The organism is Pseudomonas sp. Choline-02u-1 (assembly GCF_002836515.1).
Taxonomy (GTDB): domain Bacteria; phylum Pseudomonadota; class Gammaproteobacteria; order Pseudomonadales; family Pseudomonadaceae; genus Aquipseudomonas.
Genome location: NZ_PJBC01000067.1, coordinates 303,479 through 324,105, shown reverse-complemented (window position 1 = coordinate 324,105; position 20,627 = coordinate 303,479). Strand labels below are relative to the sequence as shown.

The 20,627-nt window shown below is 60.5% G+C and carries 19 protein-coding genes; 11 read left to right on the top strand and 8 right to left on the bottom strand.

Annotation, left to right across the window (positions count from 1 at the left end; all coding sequences use genetic code 11):
- The first annotated feature begins 114 nt into the window (after positions 1–114).
- The 6 genes from CXF97_RS27870 to CXF97_RS27845 all read left to right on the top strand — a co-directional run bounded on the left by CXF97_RS27870 (position 115) and on the right by CXF97_RS27845 (position 5,553).
- Positions 115–768 carry an ABC transporter ATP-binding protein gene (locus CXF97_RS27870; protein ID WP_101162690.1) on the top strand — a complete coding sequence of 218 codons (654 nt, stop codon included), beginning with the start codon at positions 115–117 and terminating at the stop codon, positions 766–768.
- A complete protein-coding gene (locus CXF97_RS27865; RefSeq protein ID WP_371918401.1) occupies positions 768–3,236 on the top strand; it encodes an FtsX-like permease family protein in 2,469 nt (822 codons plus the stop codon). Before CXF97_RS27870 ends, CXF97_RS27865 begins: the two co-directional genes overlap by 1 nt.
- The gene (locus CXF97_RS27860) at positions 3,226–4,293 is read left to right on the top strand and encodes a lipocalin-like domain-containing protein (RefSeq protein ID WP_101162688.1); all 1,068 of its coding nucleotides are present in this window, start codon (positions 3,226–3,228) and stop codon (positions 4,291–4,293) included. Before CXF97_RS27865 ends, CXF97_RS27860 begins: the two co-directional genes overlap by 11 nt.
- Positions 4,294–4,427: 134 nt before the next feature.
- A complete protein-coding gene (locus CXF97_RS27855; RefSeq protein ID WP_101162687.1) occupies positions 4,428–4,670 on the top strand; it encodes a hypothetical protein in 243 nt (80 codons plus the stop codon).
- Between the two features lie 11 nt (positions 4,671–4,681).
- Entirely contained in the window at positions 4,682–4,882 is a 201-nt protein-coding gene (locus CXF97_RS27850) for a hypothetical protein (protein WP_101162686.1), read from the top strand.
- Positions 4,883–4,968: 86 nt separating this feature from the next.
- The gene (locus tag CXF97_RS27845) at positions 4,969–5,553 is read left to right on the top strand and encodes a hypothetical protein (RefSeq protein ID WP_101162685.1); all 585 of its coding nucleotides are present in this window, start codon (positions 4,969–4,971) and stop codon (positions 5,551–5,553) included.
- Between the two features lie 323 nt (positions 5,554–5,876).
- Here the strand turns inward: CXF97_RS27845 and CXF97_RS27840 are convergent, their stop codons facing one another.
- The 8 genes from CXF97_RS27840 to CXF97_RS27805 form a co-directional block, all read right to left on the bottom strand.
- Positions 5,877–6,704: a glycosyltransferase family 2 protein gene (locus CXF97_RS27840; protein WP_101162684.1), complete on the bottom strand. Its 828-nt coding sequence runs from the start codon at positions 6,702–6,704 to the stop codon at positions 5,877–5,879.
- A 156-nt stretch (positions 6,705–6,860) separates the two neighbouring features.
- On the bottom strand, positions 6,861–7,358 hold the full coding sequence (locus CXF97_RS27835) for a hypothetical protein (protein WP_101162683.1): 498 nt from the start codon (positions 7,356–7,358) through the stop codon (positions 6,861–6,863).
- 182 nt (positions 7,359–7,540) lie between these two features.
- Positions 7,541–8,920 (bottom strand): VOC family protein, encoded by a 1,380-nt coding sequence (locus CXF97_RS27830; RefSeq protein WP_101162682.1) that lies wholly within the window; start codon positions 8,918–8,920, stop codon positions 7,541–7,543.
- 88 nt (positions 8,921–9,008) lie between these two features.
- The gene (gene glcF / locus CXF97_RS27825; RefSeq protein WP_101162681.1) at positions 9,009–10,229 is read right to left on the bottom strand and encodes a glycolate oxidase subunit GlcF; all 1,221 of its coding nucleotides are present in this window, start codon (positions 10,227–10,229) and stop codon (positions 9,009–9,011) included.
- 2 nt (positions 10,230–10,231) lie between these two features.
- Positions 10,232–11,281: a glycolate oxidase subunit GlcE gene (glcE, locus tag CXF97_RS27820; protein WP_101162680.1), complete on the bottom strand. Its 1,050-nt coding sequence runs from the start codon at positions 11,279–11,281 to the stop codon at positions 10,232–10,234.
- Entirely contained in the window at positions 11,281–12,780 is a 1,500-nt protein-coding gene (gene glcD, locus CXF97_RS27815) for a glycolate oxidase subunit GlcD (protein WP_101162679.1), read from the bottom strand. Before glcD ends, glcE begins: the two co-directional genes overlap by 1 nt.
- Positions 12,781–12,943: 163 nt before the next feature.
- Positions 12,944–13,870, bottom strand: coding sequence for an alpha/beta fold hydrolase (locus CXF97_RS27810; RefSeq protein WP_101162678.1), 927 nt, complete (start codon positions 13,868–13,870; stop codon positions 12,944–12,946).
- 21 nt (positions 13,871–13,891) lie between these two features.
- Positions 13,892–15,346 carry an NAD(P)/FAD-dependent oxidoreductase gene (locus tag CXF97_RS27805; protein ID WP_101162677.1) on the bottom strand — a complete coding sequence of 485 codons (1,455 nt, stop codon included), beginning with the start codon at positions 15,344–15,346 and terminating at the stop codon, positions 13,892–13,894.
- 186 nt (positions 15,347–15,532) lie between these two features.
- Between CXF97_RS27805 and CXF97_RS27800 the strand changes: the two genes are divergently transcribed.
- The 5 genes from CXF97_RS27800 (at position 15,533) to CXF97_RS27780 (ending at position 20,556) form a co-directional block, all read left to right on the top strand.
- Positions 15,533–16,606, top strand: a complete 1,074-nt coding sequence (locus CXF97_RS27800; RefSeq protein ID WP_101162676.1) for a diguanylate cyclase — start codon at positions 15,533–15,535, stop codon at positions 16,604–16,606.
- A 122-nt stretch (positions 16,607–16,728) separates the two neighbouring features.
- Positions 16,729–17,964, top strand: coding sequence for a M20/M25/M40 family metallo-hydrolase (locus CXF97_RS27795; RefSeq protein ID WP_101162675.1), 1,236 nt, complete (start codon positions 16,729–16,731; stop codon positions 17,962–17,964).
- Positions 17,965–18,435: 471 nt separating this feature from the next.
- Entirely contained in the window at positions 18,436–18,906 is a 471-nt protein-coding gene (locus CXF97_RS28295; protein WP_178081239.1) for a hypothetical protein, read from the top strand.
- Positions 18,907–18,943: 37 nt separating this feature from the next.
- On the top strand, positions 18,944–19,369 hold the full coding sequence (locus tag CXF97_RS27785) for an HPF/RaiA family ribosome-associated protein (RefSeq protein ID WP_101162674.1): 426 nt from the start codon (positions 18,944–18,946) through the stop codon (positions 19,367–19,369).
- Positions 19,370–19,380: 11 nt separating this feature from the next.
- Positions 19,381–20,556 carry a hypothetical protein gene (locus tag CXF97_RS27780; protein ID WP_101162673.1) on the top strand — a complete coding sequence of 392 codons (1,176 nt, stop codon included), beginning with the start codon at positions 19,381–19,383 and terminating at the stop codon, positions 20,554–20,556.
- The last annotated feature ends 71 nt before the right edge of the window (positions 20,557–20,627 follow it).

The window sequence follows — 20,627 nt, the reverse complement described above, 5'->3', positions numbered from 1 at the left end:
GGCCCCGGACAGGCAGCGAAACGCTTAGCTCTTGAGCAACCGGGCCGATCATCAGCGGACAAAAACCCTTCAGGGCCGCTATCCTAGACCCAGGTTCACTGATCGGGTTTGCTCATGCTTGAGGTTCGCGAGGTTTTCAAAAGCTATGCCACGCCCCAGGGATTGTTGCCGGTACTGCAAGGCGTCGATCTGACGCTCAAGGCCGGTGGCAGCCTGGCGCTGATGGGCGAATCGGGCAGTGGCAAAAGCACGCTGCTGCATCTGGTGGCCGGGCTGGACAAGGTCGATAGCGGCAGCATCCGCAGCGGCGAGCATCGACTGGAGTCGATGAGCGAAGCGCAGTTGGCGAATTGGCGGCGCACGGAAATCGGTCTGGTGTTTCAGCAGTTCAACCTGATCGGTAGCCTGCGCGTAGAAGACAATCTGGCCTTTCAAGCGCGCCTGGCCGGGCGCCATGAGCCGCGTTGGCAGGCGCATCTGGTGCAGCGTCTGGGGCTAGGGGATCTGCTCTCGCGGTATCCCGAGCAACTCTCTGGTGGCCAGCAGCAACGGGTCGCGCTGGGCCGTGCGCTGGCCTCGCAGCCGAAATTGCTCCTGGCCGATGAACCCACCGGCAGCCTCGATGAAGCCACCAGCGATGAAGTATTACGGCTGCTGCTCGAACTACTTGATGACACACCGACGACCTTATTGATGGTCACCCACAGCCAACGCGTCGCGGCACGATTGGCCCAGCGCGTGGTGTTGTCGAACGGGCGGGTCGCCTGATGATCTGGCGGCAAACCCTGCGCGCGCTGCTCAGCCACTGGCGGCGCCATCCCGTGCAGTTTTTCAGTGTGCTGACCGGGTTGTGGCTGGCTACCAGTCTGCTCACCGGCGTCGAGGCGCTGAACAGCCAGGCCCGCGACAGCTATGCGCGGGCCAGCCAGATGATCGGCGGCGAACCGCAAGCCAGCCTCAGCACCCCGAATGGCGCACCGTTTCCCCAAGGCTGGTTCATCGAGCTGCGCCGTCAGGGCTGGCCGGTGTCGCCGGTGTTGCAGGGCCGGCTGACGCTCAAGGGCCACGAAGACCAACGCATTCAGGTGATGGGCATCGAGCCGGTGTCGCTGCCGGCGGACTCCGCAGTGGCCGGGCAGGCGATGCCGATTGAGGGAATCGTCGAATTTTTCAGCCCGCCGGGCAGTACCTGGATTTCCCCGGAAACCTTGCAGTTGCTCGGCTTGCGCGAAGGTGACACACCGCAAACCGCGGCAGGCCAGACTCTGCCGCCGCTGCTCGCGCAGAAGGACATGGCGCCGGGCCTGTTACTGGTCGACATCGGCGTAGCACAAAGCTTGCTGGAACAACCCGAGCAGTTGTCGCGGCTTCTGTTGCCCAAGGATTTTCATCAGGATTTGCCAGCCAGTTTCAAGGATCGCTTGCAGCTCAAAAGCAGCGGTGAAGAAAACAATCTGGCGCGGCTGACCGAGAGCTTTCACCTCAATCTCGATGCCCTTGGATTTCTATCGTTTCTGGTCGGTTTGTTCATCGCCCACGCCGCCATTGGCCTCGCTCTGGAACAGCGCCGAGGCTTGCTGCGCACGTTGCGCGCCTGTGGCGTCAATGCGCGAATGCTGATCGCGTGTCTGGTGGTTGAACTGGGTGTACTGGCGCTGATCGGCGGATTGTTCGGCGTGATCAGCGGCTATTGGCTGGCCAGCGTTCTGCTGCCGGACGTCGCCGCCAGCTTGCGCGGGTTGTATGGCGCGGAAGTGGCGGGGCAGTTGCGTTTGAGTCCCTGGTGGTGGCTCAGCGGTATCGGTCTGAGTCTGCTCGGCGCGTTGCTGGCCGGGGCCAACAGCCTGCTGCGGGCGGCGCGCCTGCCGTTGCTGGCGGTCGCCGATCCGCAGGCCTGGCATCAACAGTATTCGCGTTGGTTGCGCCGGCAGGGTTGGCTGGCGACGGTGCTGCTGGCGATTGCGCTGGCGGCGCTGATCTGGGGTGACAGCCTGAGCAGCGGCTTCGTGCTCATGGCCGGTTTGTTGCTCGGTGCCGCGCTGGCCTTGCCGGTGCTGCTCAGTGCGTTGTTGAATCCGTTGCTCGGGCGCAGTCGTTCGGTGCTCGGCCAGTGGTTTCTCGCCGACTGTCGCCAGCAATTGCCAGCCCTGAGTCTGGCGCTGATGGCGCTGCTGCTGGCACTCGCCGCCAACATCGGCGCCGGCAGCATGACCGCCGGTTTTCGCCAGACCTTCAATGACTGGCTCGAACAACGCCTGAGCGCCGAGTTGTACATCAACCCGGCCAACCCGGCGCAGGCCCGCGAGATGCACAGCTGGCTCAACCAGCAGCCCAACGTGGCCGCAGTGCTGCCCAACTGGCAAGTCTCGGTAACGTTGAAAGGCTGGCCGGCCGATGTCTACGGCATTATCGACCACCCGCACTATCGCCAGCATTGGCCGTTGCTCGACAGCAGCGGCAGCGATCCATGGGGGAAACTGGCGACGGATGATGCGGTGATGCTCAGCGAACAACTGGCGCGACGCCTGAAACTCAAAGCTGGCGACCATCTGCCCATTCCCACACCGAACGGCACGTGGTCGCCGCGCATCGTCGGCATCTACGCTGACTACGGCAATCCGAAAGGGCACGTGCTGATCAGCAGTCGGCACTTGTTGCAGGGCTGGCCGCAGCTGACGCCAAACCGTTTTAATTTGCGCATCGATCCGCCACAGATTCCGGCGCTGCTCAAGACCTTGCAGGCGCGCTTTGAGCTGGATGACAACCACATCGTCGATCAGGCGCGGCTCAAAGGCTGGTCGGTGCAAGTCTTCGAACGCACCTTTGCCGCGACGGCAGCGTTGAACAGCCTGACCTTGGCCGTGGCTGGCGTGGCGCTGTTCATCAGTCTGCTGACCCAGAGCCAGAGCCGACTCGGTCAACTCGCACCGCTGTGGGCGCTGGGCGTGACGCGCAAACAATTGATGTTGCTCAACCTCGGCCAGACCTGGCTGCTGGCAGTGCTGACCCTGCTCTTGGCGCTGCCGTTGGGCATCGCTCTGGCATGGTGCCTGGATGCGGTGATCAACGTGCAGGCGTTCGGCTGGCGACTGCCGTTGCGGGTGTTCCCGTGGCAGTTGTTGCAACTGATGGGGCTGGCCTTGCTGGCGACATTAATGGCGTCGGCATGGCCGCTGTATTCTCTGTACCGCACGCAACCGGCGGATTTGCTGAGGACGTTTGCCCATGAGGATTAAATGGCGCGTGCTGATGCTGGCGTTGCTGCTCGGTGGCTGCGATCAGCCTGCACCCGAGGAAAAGGGCTTTGCCGGCATGGGTGATCAAGCGCAATCGTTCACGCCGGTGGTGCCCGATCGGGTATTCAGCTTCCCGGCCGATCACGGCGCGCATGATGGTTTTCGCATCGAGTGGTGGTACGTCACCGCCAATCTCAAGGATCAGCAGGGCAACGATTTCGGCGTGCAATGGACGCTGTTTCGCAGCGCCCTGAAACCGGTTGCCGACCAGGCCGGCTGGGGCAATCAGACAATCTGGCTTGGCCATGCGGCAGTCACCTCGCGCTCGGTGCATCACGCCGCCGAGCGCTACGCCCGGGGCGGAGTAGGGCAGGCGGGCGTGCGCCTGGCGCCGTTCGAGGCGTGGATCGATGACTGGATGTTTGCCAGCCAGGCGCAGGATCCGTTGCGCGATATGCAACTGAGCGCTCGTGACAAAAATTTCGCCTATCAACTGCGACTCACCTCCAGTCGCCCGCCGGTGCTGCAGGGTAACAACGGCTTCAGCCAGAAATCTGAAGAAGGCCAGGCCTCGTACTACTACAGTCAGCCGTTTTTCCAAGCCAACGGTACGTTGCAAATCGACGGCCAGACTTACACCGTCAGCGGCCCGGCGTGGCTCGATCGCGAATGGAGCAGCCAGCCGCTGACCGCCAATCAGACTGGCTGGGACTGGTTCTCGCTGCACCTGGACAGCGGCGAACACGTGATGCTTTATCGCATGCGACAAAAGGACGGCGCGCCTTATCTCACCGGCACCTGGATCGCCGCAGATGGCCAGATCCAGACGTTGCACCGCGAGCAGATCAGTCTTGTGCCGCAGGATACGGCCAAGGTTGCCGGTCGACCGATGCCAGTGACGTGGTCGATCCGCATTCCAGACAAGAAACTCGATATCCGCGTCGACGCGATCAACCGCAATGCGTGGATGGATTTGCGAATTCCCTATTGGGAAGGCCCGGTGAAGATCGATGGCAGCCATCCTGGCCAGGGTTATCTGGAAATGACCGGATATTAGCGGCGGGAACCGCTCTCCCGCCGGCGGCGAGCCTGCTCGCGAAGGCGCCAGCGCCGTGACCGTTGAGCGAACTGACTGAACTCTCACCAGCGCCCATCGCTCTACCTGGAAACCCGCCATTTTCGGATCCATCCATGAGCGACGACCTGCAACCCCCAGACCTCGATACCTGGCAGCGGCTGTTCGACGATCAGGCCTATTGGCAGGACTCCCCTGACGCTCACTACCTCGATCTGCAGCGCATCGCCGACGACCTGCTCGGCCAAGGCGCGATCGATCTTGAGCAATGGCAGTTGTTGCGTGCCAAAGCAGACGATCTGCACCGGCGCTCACCCGAGGTCAACGTCGCCCGCGAACTCGACGATCCCGAAGCCTGAGGACTAGCGCCGTGAATAAATCCAGCAAGCCAAACGATAACCCCGATGAACCACGCCCGGCCGGCGAAACCGAACGCGACAACGACGCCTTGCGCCCGACCGACCCCAAACAGCGGCAGGACAGCGGCAAAGGCACAGCGAGTGGCGAGTCCACCGCCCAGGAGACCGCCGAGCCACACACCCGCGGGCCACAAACCCAGGTCAAGCCCTGAACAGCGTCTATGCTCACTGGCACGCCCGCCGCTGAAGTCGCTTCGGCGGCGGGCTTCGCCATTTCATCACAGGGAAAGTAATGCATATGAAGCTCAACGCACTGGCCAAGGCCATCACCCTCGCAACACTGCTTTCTGCCGTGAGTCTCGGCGCTTTGGCTGCCGACATTCCATTATCCGCCGTCGTTGAGGCTGATTCCGTTACCACCAAAGTGCTCGCCGTTGACCCGGCCAACCATCAGGTGGTGCTGGAAGGTCCCGAAGGTCGTCAGGTCCACGTCCAGCTCAGCGACAAAGCGAAAAACCTCGCCAATCTTAAAGTGGGCGACCTGGTGAAGATCGAGGTGCAGCGGTCTGTCGCCGCCTATCTCGACACCGAAGTGGATAAAGGTCTGCCTGGCACCACCGAACGCACCGGCGAACTCCGTAAAGCACCGGGCAGCGACAACCCTGGGGGTGAGGCCTATCGTCAGGTTCAGGTGCAGCTGAAAATCAGCAAAATTGATTTGAAGACCCATCAGGTCACTCTGGAAAATCCTTCCGGACAATCGAAGACGCTCGAGGTGAAGAAGCCGGAGATTCAAGCCAAGTTGAAAGATCTCAAAGTAGGGCAGAGCGTTATTGTCACTTACACCGATATCCTGAAAGTGACCAGTCAGCACGATAGTTGAGTATTAGCTCTACAAGTTTATTGCTCTTGTACAACTTTGTGTGTGAGAGCAATTATATTAAATATTTTGTAAGACAATTCTGGAGGAAAATCGGTAAAACACGGTTTTTAACTTTTCAGTTCAAAAATTTCATCTTTGTGCATGAGGACATGTGCACTCGTTTGAATTAAAATCCTCGGCGTTCGCCCAGTGTCGCGGCTCTTTACCGGTGCATGGATTGCCAGGCCATAACACTGGGCGAACTCCACCACGACAGCAGATGTATACAAAATTCAACAACAAAAAAGGGCGACTTCGAAGTCGCCCTTTTTTGTAGTCGTGGATTAAGCCGAAGCTTGCACGCCAGTCTTGCCTTGCTGCCCCTGAAAGCGTTTGAGCGTCGCCTGATACATCTTCGTACGGCGATGATCCTTGCCATACGTGCCTGCCGCCGCGACGGTCCCGGCCTGGATATGATCGAGGTAACGGAAAATCGTCCGCGGCGAGAGGAACCTGACGCCATAACCCAACTCGACCATTCGATCCTGCAGGGCGTATCCCGGCACCTCCTCATCCATGCAGAAGTGCAACCCCTGGGACTTCATCAAGCGCGCATTCCATAGCGTGCAGAAACTTTTCAGATGCGTTTCTTTATACGGACGTGGTGGTTTCGAACGCAGGCCAAGATGGACTTTCAGCCGCCGGACATGATGTTTGCAGAAGCGCGAAGTTAATCGCCAGGTATCGCGAAGTAACCCGCGATCAAGTTGCTCCACACAACCGACCGCCGCCATGTCCGCACTTTTCGTGCACTCGCGCATCATCATCGCGAACACTTCCATGTCGTAGACAAAGGTATCGGTGTGCAGCAGAAACAAGTAGTCCGTCTCAACTTTCGCCAACGCCAGATCCAGCGCCTTGCCATGGGCAATATGCCCCATTTCCTTGCCCGGCGACGGTCGCTCGATGAGATTGATCCAGTCCAGCGAACGCAAATAATCAAGGCTGGCATCCGCCGAATCGTTGTCCACCACCCACACCGGAATGCGCTGCGCCTGAACATGCTCGCGAAGCAGTTCAAGGCACATGCGAGTAATGTCCGGGGTTTTGTAATTGACCAGGACGAGGCTGAAGTTGGGATGCGGCGGGGCAGGCAGGTCGAAGGCTTTCATGTCGGAGGGACTCATCCACGGCTCAAGACGACAGGTTGTTGAGCCGGGATGCTAGCGGGGGAAGCTTAGGTGAAACTTAATTTGGCAGGGTCGAACCTGGGGGAATGAGAGGACGTAAAACGGTTCGGATGTGTTCCGGATGTCTTCATGCGTTCATCAGCTTGCGAAGTAAAGCTCATCCAGTTGGCGCCTGCGGATTGCCAGGTATTGCTCCCACAACTTAGGAAAATCCTCATCTCTGGTTAGCGGAAAGGTCAGATAGATGTGTTTCCCGGCAACACTGAGGTACTGGCGCACACGTTTGAAGGCCGGCTGTTCATACAGCGCAAGGCTTTCGTCGTAAACGTCGTGATGGTGGCGAATCGTTACTCGATGAGGGGCAATCATCCCTCGCGCAAAATCGATCACCCAGTCGCCGTCTACGGCCGTACGCAAATAGCCGTAAACACCATCGACCGAGAGCAGGATGCAGGTGTTGGCTTGGTTGCCGTCCTCGTCGTTCGCCAGAACAATCTGGTCGGCAAAGTATTTGATCGCCTGATCATCCGGGCCCTGTAGAAGCAAGCTCCAGCCCTCGACGCCCATGCGAAACTCGCCGATGTTTTCGAAGGTCGCGGTCCATCCGTTGGCGAGAATTATGTGACGGGTTTTCATTGGGTTTTCAGACTCGAAATTTTCGACTTATGGTCTCGGATAAACCGAAACAAATCGGCTTAACGTTTTAACAGATGTTGAAAATTGAAAGAAGCAGACGAACTGGGTTGCTCACATTTCATCCATGCAACCCCGCCACTTTGCACTATAGGAGCTGCCGCAGCCTGCGATCTTTTGATGTTTTAACGCGCAAGTCGGGTCAAACACTCCTCAATCGACCGCCGTTGCGTCTCGGCATACAACGCTAGTTCATCAATAGTCGAACGCCCCAGCGCCTGTTCGAAAGCCTGTCGATTGGAGTGTTCGCCGTAATGCGCCTGTGCAGCATCCCCCAGGTTCGACTGAAAAATCCCCGCCGCGCTCACCGGCAGGAAATCTTCGTACACCAGCGGCTCCGCTTTTACATAGCCTTCGCGCAGCAAGTCCTGCAGGGACGATTCGCCAAGTCCTTGCGCCTCCAATCCTTTTTCCGTAGCGAAATAACGAAAATACGCCAGCCCCTGTTCACGCATGCCCTCGACGCTGTCAGGAAATTGCGCAAAGTGCTGATTCATCAGCGCGTTGTAGCGTACGGCGTTGGCTTCATTGGGAAAGTCGCCCAGTTCATCCCGTGCGGCATTCAACAGGCGGTCGTACAGCGCTCGACCCTTTGGCGTCAGGGCTGCGCCGCGTTGTTCGATTTCGCCGAAACGCGCGCTGTGGCTGCCAAGGGTTTCGGGCTGATCGATGAAAGCGATCGGCTCGTCGAGCGCCTTGAAGCTGGTCTGGCGCAGCAGGATCGGGCAGTTGCGGCGCGGTGGCCCTTCGATCACGGCTTTCGGTGTGATGCCATGAACAGGCATCTGTTGCTGCACAGTGTCGATGTCCAGCGTGCGCGGCGTCAGGTGGTTGATGTGCGGGCCTTTGAACGCAACGACGTCCGCGACCAAGCGGTGTTGTGCGCTGAGTTTCTGATATTGCGCGGCGCTGACGGTGGCGCTGTGGTGCCAGCGAAAAGTCTCCAGTGCTTGTCGGACGAATTCTGCGGCTTCGGCGTCATTCAGCCCGCCCGCCGTTTCCGCCTGTTCAATCAGGCGCAACGCGGAGTCGGTGAAAATCGAACGACCGGCCAGCACCGATTCGGCAAACTCACGCAATTCAGCATCTTCAATCAGCTCCAGCCGCAGCAACGAGGTGAACACGCGAAACGGGCTGACCTGCAGCGCCTCTTCATGCACCGCACGAAACGCCGTTGAATGCACCGGCACGCCTGCCGGGGTCAGGTCGTAATAACCCACCGGTTGCATGCCCATCACCGCGAACAGGCGGGCGAGGGTGGCCAGTTCGCTCGCGGTGCCGACGCGGATGGCGCCGTGGCGCTCCATGTCCAGCCGTTCGATTTCGCCGCTGCGCTTGAGCTGTCCGGCGACATCAGGCTGCTGCGATAGCACCGCGCGGTTGGTGTTTTCCACCAGTTCCATCAGCGCGCCGTACAGTGGCACCTCTTCGCGGTACATGTCGGACATCGCTCGGGAGAAGCGTTGGCGGATCAGGTCGGGGCTGACGAACGGCTGCACAGTCATGAAAAAAATTCCTGCCATGGTCACGGAATGAGTGCTGGAAAAGATCGCAGCCTTCGCCCACGCGGGCAAACGAAGAATCCGACGAACTTCATTCTGCCAGCGACTGATCCACCAACTCGATCCAATGCTTCACGGGCGTGCGCCCGGCGCTGGCCAGATGACTCTGACAGCCCACATTGGCAGTGACGATCAACTCGGGCCGGCCACTTTCCAGATCGTTGAGGCGCTGATCGCGCAGTTGCCGCGCCAGCGCCGGTTGCGTCAGCGAGTAAGTGCCCGCCGAGCCGCAGCACAAATGGCCGTCCGGCACTGGCGTGAGGTTGAAGCCGAGTCGGGTCAGAACTGCCTCGACGGCGCCGCCGAGTTTCAGTGCGTGCTGCAACGTGCACGGGCAATGCACGGCGATGCGTCGTTCGCTGGCGGCACACACTTGCTCCAGCGGTTCCTCCGCGAGGATTTGCACCAGATCCCGGGTCATTTCGCTGATCTGCCGAGCCTTCTCTGCATACACCGGATCATCCGCCAGCAAATGCCCGTAATCCTTGATGAACGCGCCACAACCACTGGCCGTCTGCACGATAGCTTCGGCACCGTTTTCAAGATGTGACCACCAGGCATCAATATTCTGCCGAGCACGGTCGAGGCCTTTGGCCTGAGCGTCGAGGTGATAATCGAGGGCGCCGCAGCAACCGGCTTCGCTCACAGCTATGACGCTGATGCCCAGGCGATCGAGCACCCGCGCGGTTGCGTCATTGGTGTTCGGTGAAAGGCCCGGCTGCACGCAGCCTTCGAGCAACAACACCCGGCGCGCATGCCGAGGAGCAGGGCGCGACCCCATAACCGCGACGTGCTGCGGCAGTTTGCTTTCCAGCCGGCGCGGCAGCAGCGGCCGAAAGGTCGCGCCCATGCGCAGCAAGCCTTTGAACAACCCCGGATTCGGCGCCAACGCGCGCAGGCCTTCACGCAGCAAACGCTGGGCAGCCGGGCGCGCCACTTGGCGATCAACCACCGCGCGGCCAATGTCGAGCAGGTTGTGGTAATCGACGCCGGATGGGCAGGTGGTTTCGCAGTTGCGACACGACAGGCAACGATCCAGATGCAGTTGCGTCTGCTCGGTGGCCGGTGCGCCTTCCAGCACTTGCTTGATCAGGTAAATGCGCCCGCGCGGCCCATCGAGCTCATCGCCGAGCAATTGATACGTCGGGCACGTCGCGTTGCAAAAGCCGCAATGCACGCAGGTGCGCAGGATCTTTTCCGCTTCGCCAGCGCGGGGCAATTGCCGCGATTGCTCGCTGAGGGTGGTTTGCATGGCTAGACCTCCGCGTACATTCGCCCGGGGTTGAACAGCCCTTGCGGGTCGAGTTGCGCCTTGAGTTGCCGATGGTAGCGCAGCAGGGTCGGCGCCAAGGGTTGAAACGGCGAATCGGTGGCGCCATGGGTGAAGCACGTCGCGTGGCCGCCGAAGGAATGGGCGAGTGCATGAATCTCGGTGCTGTCGGATTTAAGCCAGCGTTGCGCCCCGGCCCAATCGATCAGTTGCTCGCCGGGCAGCTCGAGCGGGCCGAGGTTGTTGGGCAATGACAGGCGCCACAGCGGCAAACCTTCTTCGAAAAAACTCAGGCGGTGTTCGTTGAGGTCGCGCCAGAAAACCAAGTCCAGCGGCTCACCACCGAGGCGTTGGTGCGCCGCCGTCACCGAGCCTTCGCCACCTTCCAGACGCAAATACAGACTCTGGCCATCGTGACACGCGGCGCTGATCGGCAGCGGTTGCTGGGACCATTCGGCTAGTTTGCTCAACGCCCGAGCGCAGTCGATATCGAGGCGAATGCTCAGGCACTGGCGCGGTTTCGGCAGGACTTTCAGCGACACTTCGGTGAGCACGCCGAGGCAACCGAAACTGCCGGCCATCAGCCGCGACAGGTCATAACCGGCGACGTTTTTCATCACTTCGCCACCGAAGCGCAAATGCTGCCCCAGGCCGGTAATCACTCGCGTGCCGAGGACGAAATCGCGCACCGAGCCGGACCATGGTCGGCGTGGCCCGGACAGTCCGCTGGCGATCATGCCGCCGACGGTGGCGCTATCAGCGAAGGAAGGCGGTTCGCAGGGCAACATTTGCCCGGCGTCATCTAGCGCCGCGAGCAGCTCGGACAACGGCGTGCCGGCACGTGCGGTGACCACCAGTTCCGTCGGGTCGTACTGAACGATGCCGCGATGAGCGCGGATGTCGAGCACTTCGCCGGCCACCTCGCGACCGAGAAACGCCTTGCTGTTGCCGCCCTGAATCTTCAGCGGCGTGGCATTGGCCCGCGCGGCGTTGACCTGATTGAGCAGGGCGTTGGCGGCGTCGAAATCAGCCATCAGAATCGCTCCAGCTCGGGGAAGGGCAGTTGCCCGGCGTGGATGTGCATCGCGCCGAATTCGGCGCAGCGGTGCAGGGTCGGGATGTTCTTGCCGGGGTTGAGCAGGCCTTGCGGATCAAACGCGGCTTTCACCGCATGAAACAGCAGCAACTCATCGCTGTTGAACTGTGCGCACATCTGATTGATTTTCTCGCGACCGACCCCGTGCTCGCCGGTGATGCTGCCGCCGACCTTGACGCACAATTCGAGGATCTTGCCGCCCAGTGCCTCGGCGCGATGCAGCTCCCCCGGCTGGTTGGCATCGAACAGGATCAGCGGGTGCATATTGCCGTCGCCGGCGTGAAAAACGTTTGCTACGCGCAGGCCATATTCCTCGCCGAGGCTGGCGATACCTTGCAGCACAGCGGGCAATTCGCGGCGCGGGATAGTGCCGTCCATGCAGTAATAATCGGGCGACAATCGACCGATCGCCGGGAAGGCATTTTTGCGCCCTGCCCAGAAACGCACGCGCTCGGCCTCGTCCTGAGCCTGACGCACTTCAGTCGCGCCGGCCGCTGTCATGAGTTCGCGCACCCGCTGGCAATCGTCGTGCACATCGGCTTCAACGCCGTCGAGTTCGCAGAGCAGAATCGCCTCGGCGTCGACCGGATACCCGGCGTGGATAAAATCTTCGGCGGCGCGAATGGCCAGGTTGTCCATCATTTCCAGACCACCCGGAATGATCCCGGCGGCGATGATTTCGGCGACCGCGCGGCCGGCCTTTTCGACCGAGTCGAAACTGCCCAGCAGCACCTTGGCGACTTGCGGTTTGGGCAGCAGTTTCACCGTGACTTCGGTGATGATCCCCAGCAGGCCTTCGGAGCCGGTGAACAAGGCGAGCAGGTCGAAACCGGCTGAATCGAGCGCCTCGGAGCCCAGCGTCAGACGTTCGCCCTCGATGGTCAGCACTTCGATTTTCAACACGTTATGCACTGTCAGACCGTACTTGAGGCAATGCACGCCACCGGCGTTTTCCGCAACGTTGCCGCCGATCGAACAGGCGATCTGCGATGACGGATCCGGCGCGTAATACAGGCCGAACGGGGCCGCCGCCTGGGAGATGGCGAGGTTGCGCACGCCAGGCTGAACCCGCGCGATACGTGCAGCGGGGTCGATGTGCAGGATGCTGTTGAACCGCGCCATCACCAGCAGCAGGCCTTTTTCCAGTGGCAGGGCGCCGCCGGACAATCCAGTGCCGGCACCCCGCGCGACCACGGGCACATTGTTCTGATGGCAGAGTTTCAGCAGGGTTTGCACTTGCTCCAGACGCCGGGGCAGGGCCACCAGCATCGGCGTGGTGCGGTAGGCGCAGAGGCCGTCGCATTCGTAGGGTTTGAGCTCATCCTCGCGCCAGAGGATGTCCAGGTCCGGCAGGGCTTGTTGCAAGGCCTTTAGCAGTTCGGCCTTGTTCACCTCGGGCAAGGGACCGTCGAGGCGTTCGTCGTAAAGGATGTTCATGGGAACGCCAACCTTCTGTCTCCGCTGATCGTTCCCACGCTCTGCGTGGGAATGTAGCCCGTGACGCTCCGCGTCACTGGACGCAGAGCGTCCCCTGAGGCATTCCCACGCAGAGCATGGGAACGATCAGTTGCGCCACCTGGGGCATTGCGAATATCCATGTTCATCGCTGTCGTTCCAGAAATTCCCCGTACAGCCGCGCGGTATTTCCCGGCTGTTCGACCATCGGCATGTGCCCGACGTGTTCCCATACATCCACTTCGAGATTGGCGATGCCCTTGCTCCACACCGGCACGCTGCTGACGTCGATCAGGCGATCCTTGCGCCCCCATAGCAGCAGCGCCGGGCATTTGATGGCGGCCAGTTTCGGCTCCATCGGCGCACTGGCATGGAAGTCGCGGAATATTTCTTCGAGTTCGTCACGTTGCTGCTCATAACGCTGGGCGACGGCATCGAGCACCAGTTTCGGCACCCACGGCGGCGACTCCATGGTCATCGCATAGAAGCGCTGAAACTCTTCGCGGGAATTGATCAGAAACGGATTGTGCCCGCGCGCCAGGTGTCGCTCCATGTCGCTGGGCTGCGGTGCGGTGACGCCGGCCGGGTCGATCAAGGCCAGCGAGGCAATTCGCTCCGGATAGGTCGCCGCCAGCCACGCGGCAATGTAGCCGCCCATGGAGTTGCCGATGACGTGGACTTTTTCCACGCCGCACACATCGAGCAGTTGAATCATGCGTTTGGCCTGCACCGCGATGTCATAACCGCCGCCAGCCTTGAAGCCGGTTTCACCGTGGCCGGCCAGATCCGGGATGATCACCCGGTACCGGCGCACGAAATGCCGGGCGCAGCGCAGCCAGAGATTTTTGTCGGCGCTGAAGCCGTGCAGCATCAGAATCGCACTGGACGCCTCGTACGGCCCGCCTTGCCAGGTCGACACGGTCATTTCGGCGATCGGCACTTCGATCTTGTGCAGTTTGTACAGCTTGGCCTCGATGGCCATGGCCAGGTCGTACAGCCAATGGCCCACCGCTGGGTAACTCAACCAGCTCCAGGCCACGAACACCGCGAGTGTGACAAACAGCAAAAGCATCGACGTCTTCCTTATACGTGTTCAGGACAAAATATGGTCGGCCGGTTTCAGCGCCCGGGTCAGCAGGTGATAGCTGAAACTGAAGCCGGGAAACATGGCGATTACATGGCCGCTCTTGCTCTGGTACCAACTGTGGCAGCCACCGGACTTCCATACCGTGCGCTGCATTTCCCGGTGGATCATTGCAGTGTAGGTACGTTCCGCGTCAGGGCGCACTTCGATGCTGCGCAGGCCTTTGGCCTGCACGGTACGGATGCAGTCGAGGATGTAGTTCATCTGCGATTCGATGATGAACAGCGCCGAGGTGTGGCCAATGCCGGTGTTCGGCCCGGTGACGATAAACAGATTGGGGAAGTCTGGCAGGCTGGTGCCCAGGTAAGCGCGCGGATATTCGGCCCAGACATCTCTGAGTTGCACGGCGTTTTTGCCGCTGACCGGGTAGGAAATCACCCCGTCCGTGGCGTCGTAACCGGTCGACCAGACGATCAGATCAACATTGACATGCTCGCCGTCTACGGTGTTGATCCCGCTTTCGTCGATCGAAGCGATGCCGTGGTCGCGACTGTGCAGCGTGACGTTGGCGCGGTTCAGCGCCGGGTAGTACGTGCTCGACACCAGCACGCGTTTGCAGCCGATGGTGAAATCCGGGGTTAGCTTCTGCCGCAGCAGCGGGTCTGGAACCTGACGCTTGAGGAACCGCAGCGCATGTCGCTGGACCAGGTGAATCGCCGGTTTCGAGTATTTGAAGGCGATGACCCGGGTTTCGAATTGCCAGTAGATCAGCCAGCGCAACAGCTTGTACGCCGGCTTCAAGCCGAGCAGCCAGCGCTGGAGCCGGCCGAATTTACGATCGGCACGCGGCAGCACCCAATGCGGCGTGCGCTGGAACACATGCAGATGTTCGACCTGGGTTGCGATCGCCGGAATTACCTGTGCAGCGCTGGCACCGCTGCCGACAATCGCCACGCGTTTACCGCGATAGTCGTAGCTGTGATCCCAATGATTTGTATGAAAAGTCTTGCCTTGAAAGCGATCAATCCCAGGGAAGTGTGGAATGACCGGCTGACTCAACGGCCCGGAAGCATTGATCAGGAATTGCGTATGGAAGATGCCCTTGGCGCGGGTGTGCACCGTCCAGTATTTTTCCGCTTCGTCCCATTCGACGCGCTCGACATCGGCTTGCAACTCGACCCGGTCGCGCAAACCGAATTGCTCGATCACCTGTTCGGTGTAGCGCTGCAGTTCCGCCTGTTCGGCAAACATCTGCGACCAGCGGTAGGGCGCGAACGACAGAGAATACAGCGGCGACGGCACGTCCACTGCGGCACCGGGGTAGGTGTTCTGGCACCAGGTGCCACCGAAAAATTCGCGTCGTTCCAATATGCGAAAGTCATCGATCCCGGCCTTGAGCAGGTTGACCGCTGCGCACTGGCCGCCGAAACCGCTGCCGATGATCAACACATGGTAGGTGTGCATGGGCCCCCTTCTTAGAATTGTCGTTCCTTTTCCCTCTTTCATTTATAGCCAACTCTGGGCCGCGTGTGCGGCGCTGATAGCGCTCTATTCAGGCCGCTGGCCGGTGATGGCTATTTAACGGTGCCCTGATAGACTCCGAACACACCGTGTCGGGGTGTAACCATGCATCGCGCGGTCGAGGCCCTTATGGGAAATACGCGAGGAAAGGGACTTTCACTGGCCAGGAGGCTGTATACGTCGCGGGTGTTCGGGCTGCTGCTCGGGCTCATATGCATCAGCGCCGCAATGTATTCCCTCGATCCGCCGCTGTGGGTGTGGGGCCTGATGCTGTTCAACGGCCTGGTCTGGCCGCATCTGGCTTTCCATTGGGCGCGCCGCTCGAGCGTGCCGTTCCGCGCCGAACACCGCAATTTACTGATCGACGCGTTCATGGGCGGTTTCTGGGTCGCTGCCATGCAGTTCAATCCGCTGCCCAGTGCAACCACGGTTTCAATGATGGCCATGAACAACGTCGCCATCGGTGGCGGCCGGTTTCTGCTGGCGGGGACGGCGGCACAGCTGCTCGGTATGGGCGTGGGGCTGGTGGTGTTTGCGCCGACGTTCATCCCGCAGACAACGCCGCTGCAGCTTTACGCCTGTTTGCCGTTGCTGTTGCTGTATCCGCTGGCGCTGGGCTGGATCTGCTTTCGCCAGGCCTCGACCCTCGGTCGACACAAGCGTGAGCTGCTGGCGTTGAGTCGCACTGACAGCCTGACCGGTTTGCTCAATCACGGCGCATGGAAAGATCAACTGAACCTTGCGTTCCAGCGTTGCACACGCCAGCAGCAGGGCGCGGCGATTGCGCTGATCGACATCGATCATTTCAAGGCAATCAATGACACCTATGGCCACGTCGCTGGCGATATCGTCCTGCGCCAGTTGAGCAAACTGCTCAAGCACAACCTGCGCGCCAGCGATGTGGCCAGGCGATATGGCGGGGATGAGTTCTGCGTGATCCTGCCGGACCTGCCGCTATTCAATGCCGCCCAAGCCATGGAAGCCCTGCGCGAGCGCTTCGCGATTCTGGGCTATGAGCAGAGCCCGGCGCTGAAGGTCAGTCTGAGCATTGGCCTGGCCGCGTACGACCCGAGCCATGCCGACGCCACGCGGTGGCTGGATGATGCCGATCAGGCCTTGTACGAAGCCAAGGCCAGTGGGCGCAATCGCGTTATCTGCAACAGCGATAACAAACCGAGGCAGGCGCTGCTGGATTCGGTTTGATGGATGTCGGCAGTTCCTGCAATTTGTTCGGTGGCGGTCGGGCAAGTGTCGCATCCGCTATAGAGCCTTGCGCCAATGTCGGTTACGGTTGAATCCCTCCGACACGAAACAAGGACTGCTTCATGACGTTCTCATTTCCCCGCTCCCTGCTGGCCGCCAGCCTCGGTCTGTCCCTCGCGTTCTCGGCCGCAAACGCCGCTGAACCGCATAAGCAAGTGCTCGCCGATGCCGAGCAGTACCAGCCCGAAGCGCTGAAGTTATTGGAACGACTGGTCAATATCGACTCCGGATCCGGCTATGAACCGGGCCTGAAACAGGTCAGCGACATCGCCATCGATGAGCTCAAAAAACTTGGCGCAACCATTGAATTGGTGCCGAACACGCCGGAAAAATCCAACCACGTGCTGGCCACGTTCAAAGGCACCGGCAAGGCAAAAATCCTTCTGATGGCGCACATGGACACGGTGTTCAAGGAAGGCTCCGCTGCCGAGCGGCCATTTCACATCAAGGACGGCCGTGCCTACGGGCCGGGGGTGATGGACGACAAGGGCGGGATCGTCGCCGGTATCTACGCGCTGAAAGTGCTGAAAAACCTCGACTTCAAGGATTACGCGCAGATCACTTTCCTGCTCGACGCCAGCGAAGAAACCGGCTCGGACGTTGCTACCGACCTGATCAAGAAAACCGCCAAACAGCACGATGTGACCCTCAACCTCGAACCGGGCCGCCCGGCCGATGGCCTGGTGGTGTGGCGCAAGGGCAGTGCGACGGCGCTGGTCGAAGTCAAAGGCAAGGCCGCCCACGCCGGCGTCGCGCCAGAGCTTGGACGGAACGCGGCGATGGAAGCGGCGCATCAGATTCTGCAACTGGGCAAGCTCGGCGATGAGGCGAAGAAAACCACCATCAACTTCACCGTGCTCAAGGCCGGCGATCGCACCAACGTGATTCCTGATCAGGCCACGGCCAAGGCGGATGTGCGCGCGGCGGTGCCGGAAGAGTTCGATCGCATCGAGAAGGATCTGGCGCGGGTCTCGCAGGACAAACTCATAGCTGAAACCGAAGTGAAGACTTCCTTGCAACGCGGTTTGCCGCCGATGCCGCAGACAGCCGAGTCGGATCGCTTGATGGCCATGGCGCAGGGGATTTACGGCGAGATCGGCCGCCAGTTGACGGAAGAGGGCAGCGGTGGCGCGGCGGATGCCAGTCTGTCTGCCGGGGTGGGGACGCCGACGCTGGATGGATTCGGGATTGTCGGCGGCAATATTCACACCCCGCAAGAATATGCCGAAGTGGCGAGCGTGGCGCCGCGGATTTATCTGTTGTCGCGGATGATCATGGAACTGGCCAAACCGCGATGAAGCATGGGGTGTCTTGATGGTGGGCACGATCAGAACACCAGTCGGTAAAAGACCAGAGCGCGGCTCCTCGAGTGAGCTGCGCCTGTGCCTGAAACAGTTCCTTGCGCACTGCAAGAGCCGCCACAAGCGCTGAGATTGTGCCGGTTCTGCCAACCTCGCTGCGCTTCAATCCCATTGAAGCTACATCCGCTCATCGGTTTTCAATGCAAAAAAACCGAAGCTTCCTGATTGCTTGCTTGTCATCTCCATGAGGCCGCAGCCCTTTCAATGCGGCCGTTTCGCTGTATCACGCCGTCCGTCGACGCAGAGGAATGAGCGCACGATAGGCGCAGTCGACTTTGCACGGTGAGTGGCCATCCGCTGATTGCCAAGCGCTCAAACATGCGCTGAAGCAGGTGAGCTGAGCCGTGCGCAACGCCTGGTTCTGTACCGAGGACAACGTGCAACCACCGATCCGAGAAGGACACCGCCGTGAGTGAAACCGATCTTGAAATGGAACTGAAAGCGTGGCGTCTGTTGCTGGAGGACGACGCCTATCGCCTGGATTTCCCCGACGATTATCACCGCACCCTGATCCAGCGTGCCGACGAATTGCTGCTGCACGAATGGATCACCCGTGACGATTGGCAGTTGCTGATAAACGCGGCGGATGACGCGCGTGAATTTACCCTCGAGAGCCTCGCGCGTGAGCAGCGCGATTGCCTGAAAATCTCGTCGCTTCGACTACCGACAGGCCAGGAAGACGACCAGCCCCAGCGCCCGCAAGGCGCCGCATGCGTATCAACCAATGGGAGCGTCATCATGAGTGATGAGAAGAAAGATCAACCGAGCAACCCGCCGAACAATGAGCCGAACGACACCATGCCTGCGCATTCCACCGAACAGGAGCGCGAGCGCTTGAAGGACTTCAACAAGGACGGCATCCCGCCGGGAAGCTGCTGATTACCCCTCAAGCCCAGAGCACGCGGAGTATTTCACCATGCAAGTACAAGTAGACAGCAACCATATCGAAGGCAGCGCCGAACTGCAGAAGTGGGTGGGCAGTACGGTGGTCGATGAACTGGACCGCTATTCGTCATTTCTGACCCGATTGGAAATTCACGTTGGCGACGTCAACGCACAGAAATCCGGTGCGCAAGACAAGCGCTGCCAGATCGAGGCGCATCCCAAGGGGCACACCTCGCTGTCGGCCAGCCATCATGCCGAAAGTCTGGAGCTGGCCGTCGCCGGAGCGGCAAAAAAGATTGCCCATGCGCTGGAGCATCTGGTGGGGCGCCTGTCGCCGCGCGTCGAATCGACCGGACGCCTGACGGCACCGCCGGTTCGGGAGGATTCGCCAGCGGAAATCGACGCCATGCTCGAAGACGAGTTTCTCGCCAGACAAGCTGACCTGGAGAAAGAGTAAGGAGTGTCGTCATGGCCCGGATTCAACCCTTTACCCACGAAACGCTGAGCACACTGCTGGCCCTGAATGACCGTCTCAACCTCAGCCTGTACATGCCGGCGCATCGAACCTTTCCGGAACGCTCGCAAGACCCGATCCGTTTCAAGAATCTGGTCAGGCAGCTGGAAGGTTTGCTCGAACAACATTCTCCCGAGTCGCCCAGGGACAGCGTGCTCGCGCCATTTCATGAGCTGCTGGATGATCAGTCCTTCTGGAATACCTGCCCCGAGTCCATCGCAGTTTTCGGCGGCGAGGAGCATTTCATCGTGGTCGGCCTGCATCAGGCGGTTCGCGAAGCGGTCATCGTCAACGGCCATCCGTATCTCAAGCCGTTGCTGCGCCTGGCGCCGGTGATTGATCGTTGCCAGGTGCTGTGCCTGTCCCGTGACAGCGTGCAGATGTATCAAGGGACGGGGCAGCAGATGCAGGAGGTCGAGCTGCCCGAAGCGGTGCCCACCCGACTGGCGGATGCGCTCGGTAACGAGCTCACGCCACGCGATCAGCAGGGCCACCCTGATGGCTTCAGCGGTGGGGGGGAGCGTGGTGATCCGATGATGCACGAGTCGGGCGGTGGCGGTAAGCAGGATGAAATCAACCTCGACCGAGAGCGGTTTTTCCGCGCGGTCGATAAAGCTGTCACCGAGCATTGCTCGCGCCAGTCCAGCCTGCCGCTGGTGCTCGTTGCGCTGCCGGAGAACCAGGCGGTCTTCCGTACGGTGAGCCATAACCCGTTTCTGTTACCCGACGGCATCGAGCGGGATCCGGCGACGCTTCAGCCTGCGCAACTGGCGGCAGCCTGCGCGGTTGTGTTGCGCAAGCGTCATGACGATGGGCTGAATAAAGCATTCGATCGCTATGGCGTGGCGCTCGGTCAGGGAGCGGTGGGGCAACATTTGTCGGAGATTGCCCAGGCAGCGGTAGAGGGCAGGGTGGCTTTGTTGCTGGTTGAGGCCGAACGTGAAATTGCCGGGACCATTGCGGCCAATGCGCTGAACCGCGAGGCTGCCGATAGCCGCAAAATTCATTCGAAGGACGTACTCGACGAACTGATTCTGGCGGTGATCCGCCAGGGCGGTGAGGTGGTGGTTGTACCGCCGGAACGCTCGATGCCGACCGAGACGGGGGCGGCAGCGGTTTATCGGTATTGATCGATTGGCCGAGACGTTACTCAGTTACTTACGCCGGTTCAGCGCTGTGACGGCTGCCCTCATTTCTGGCA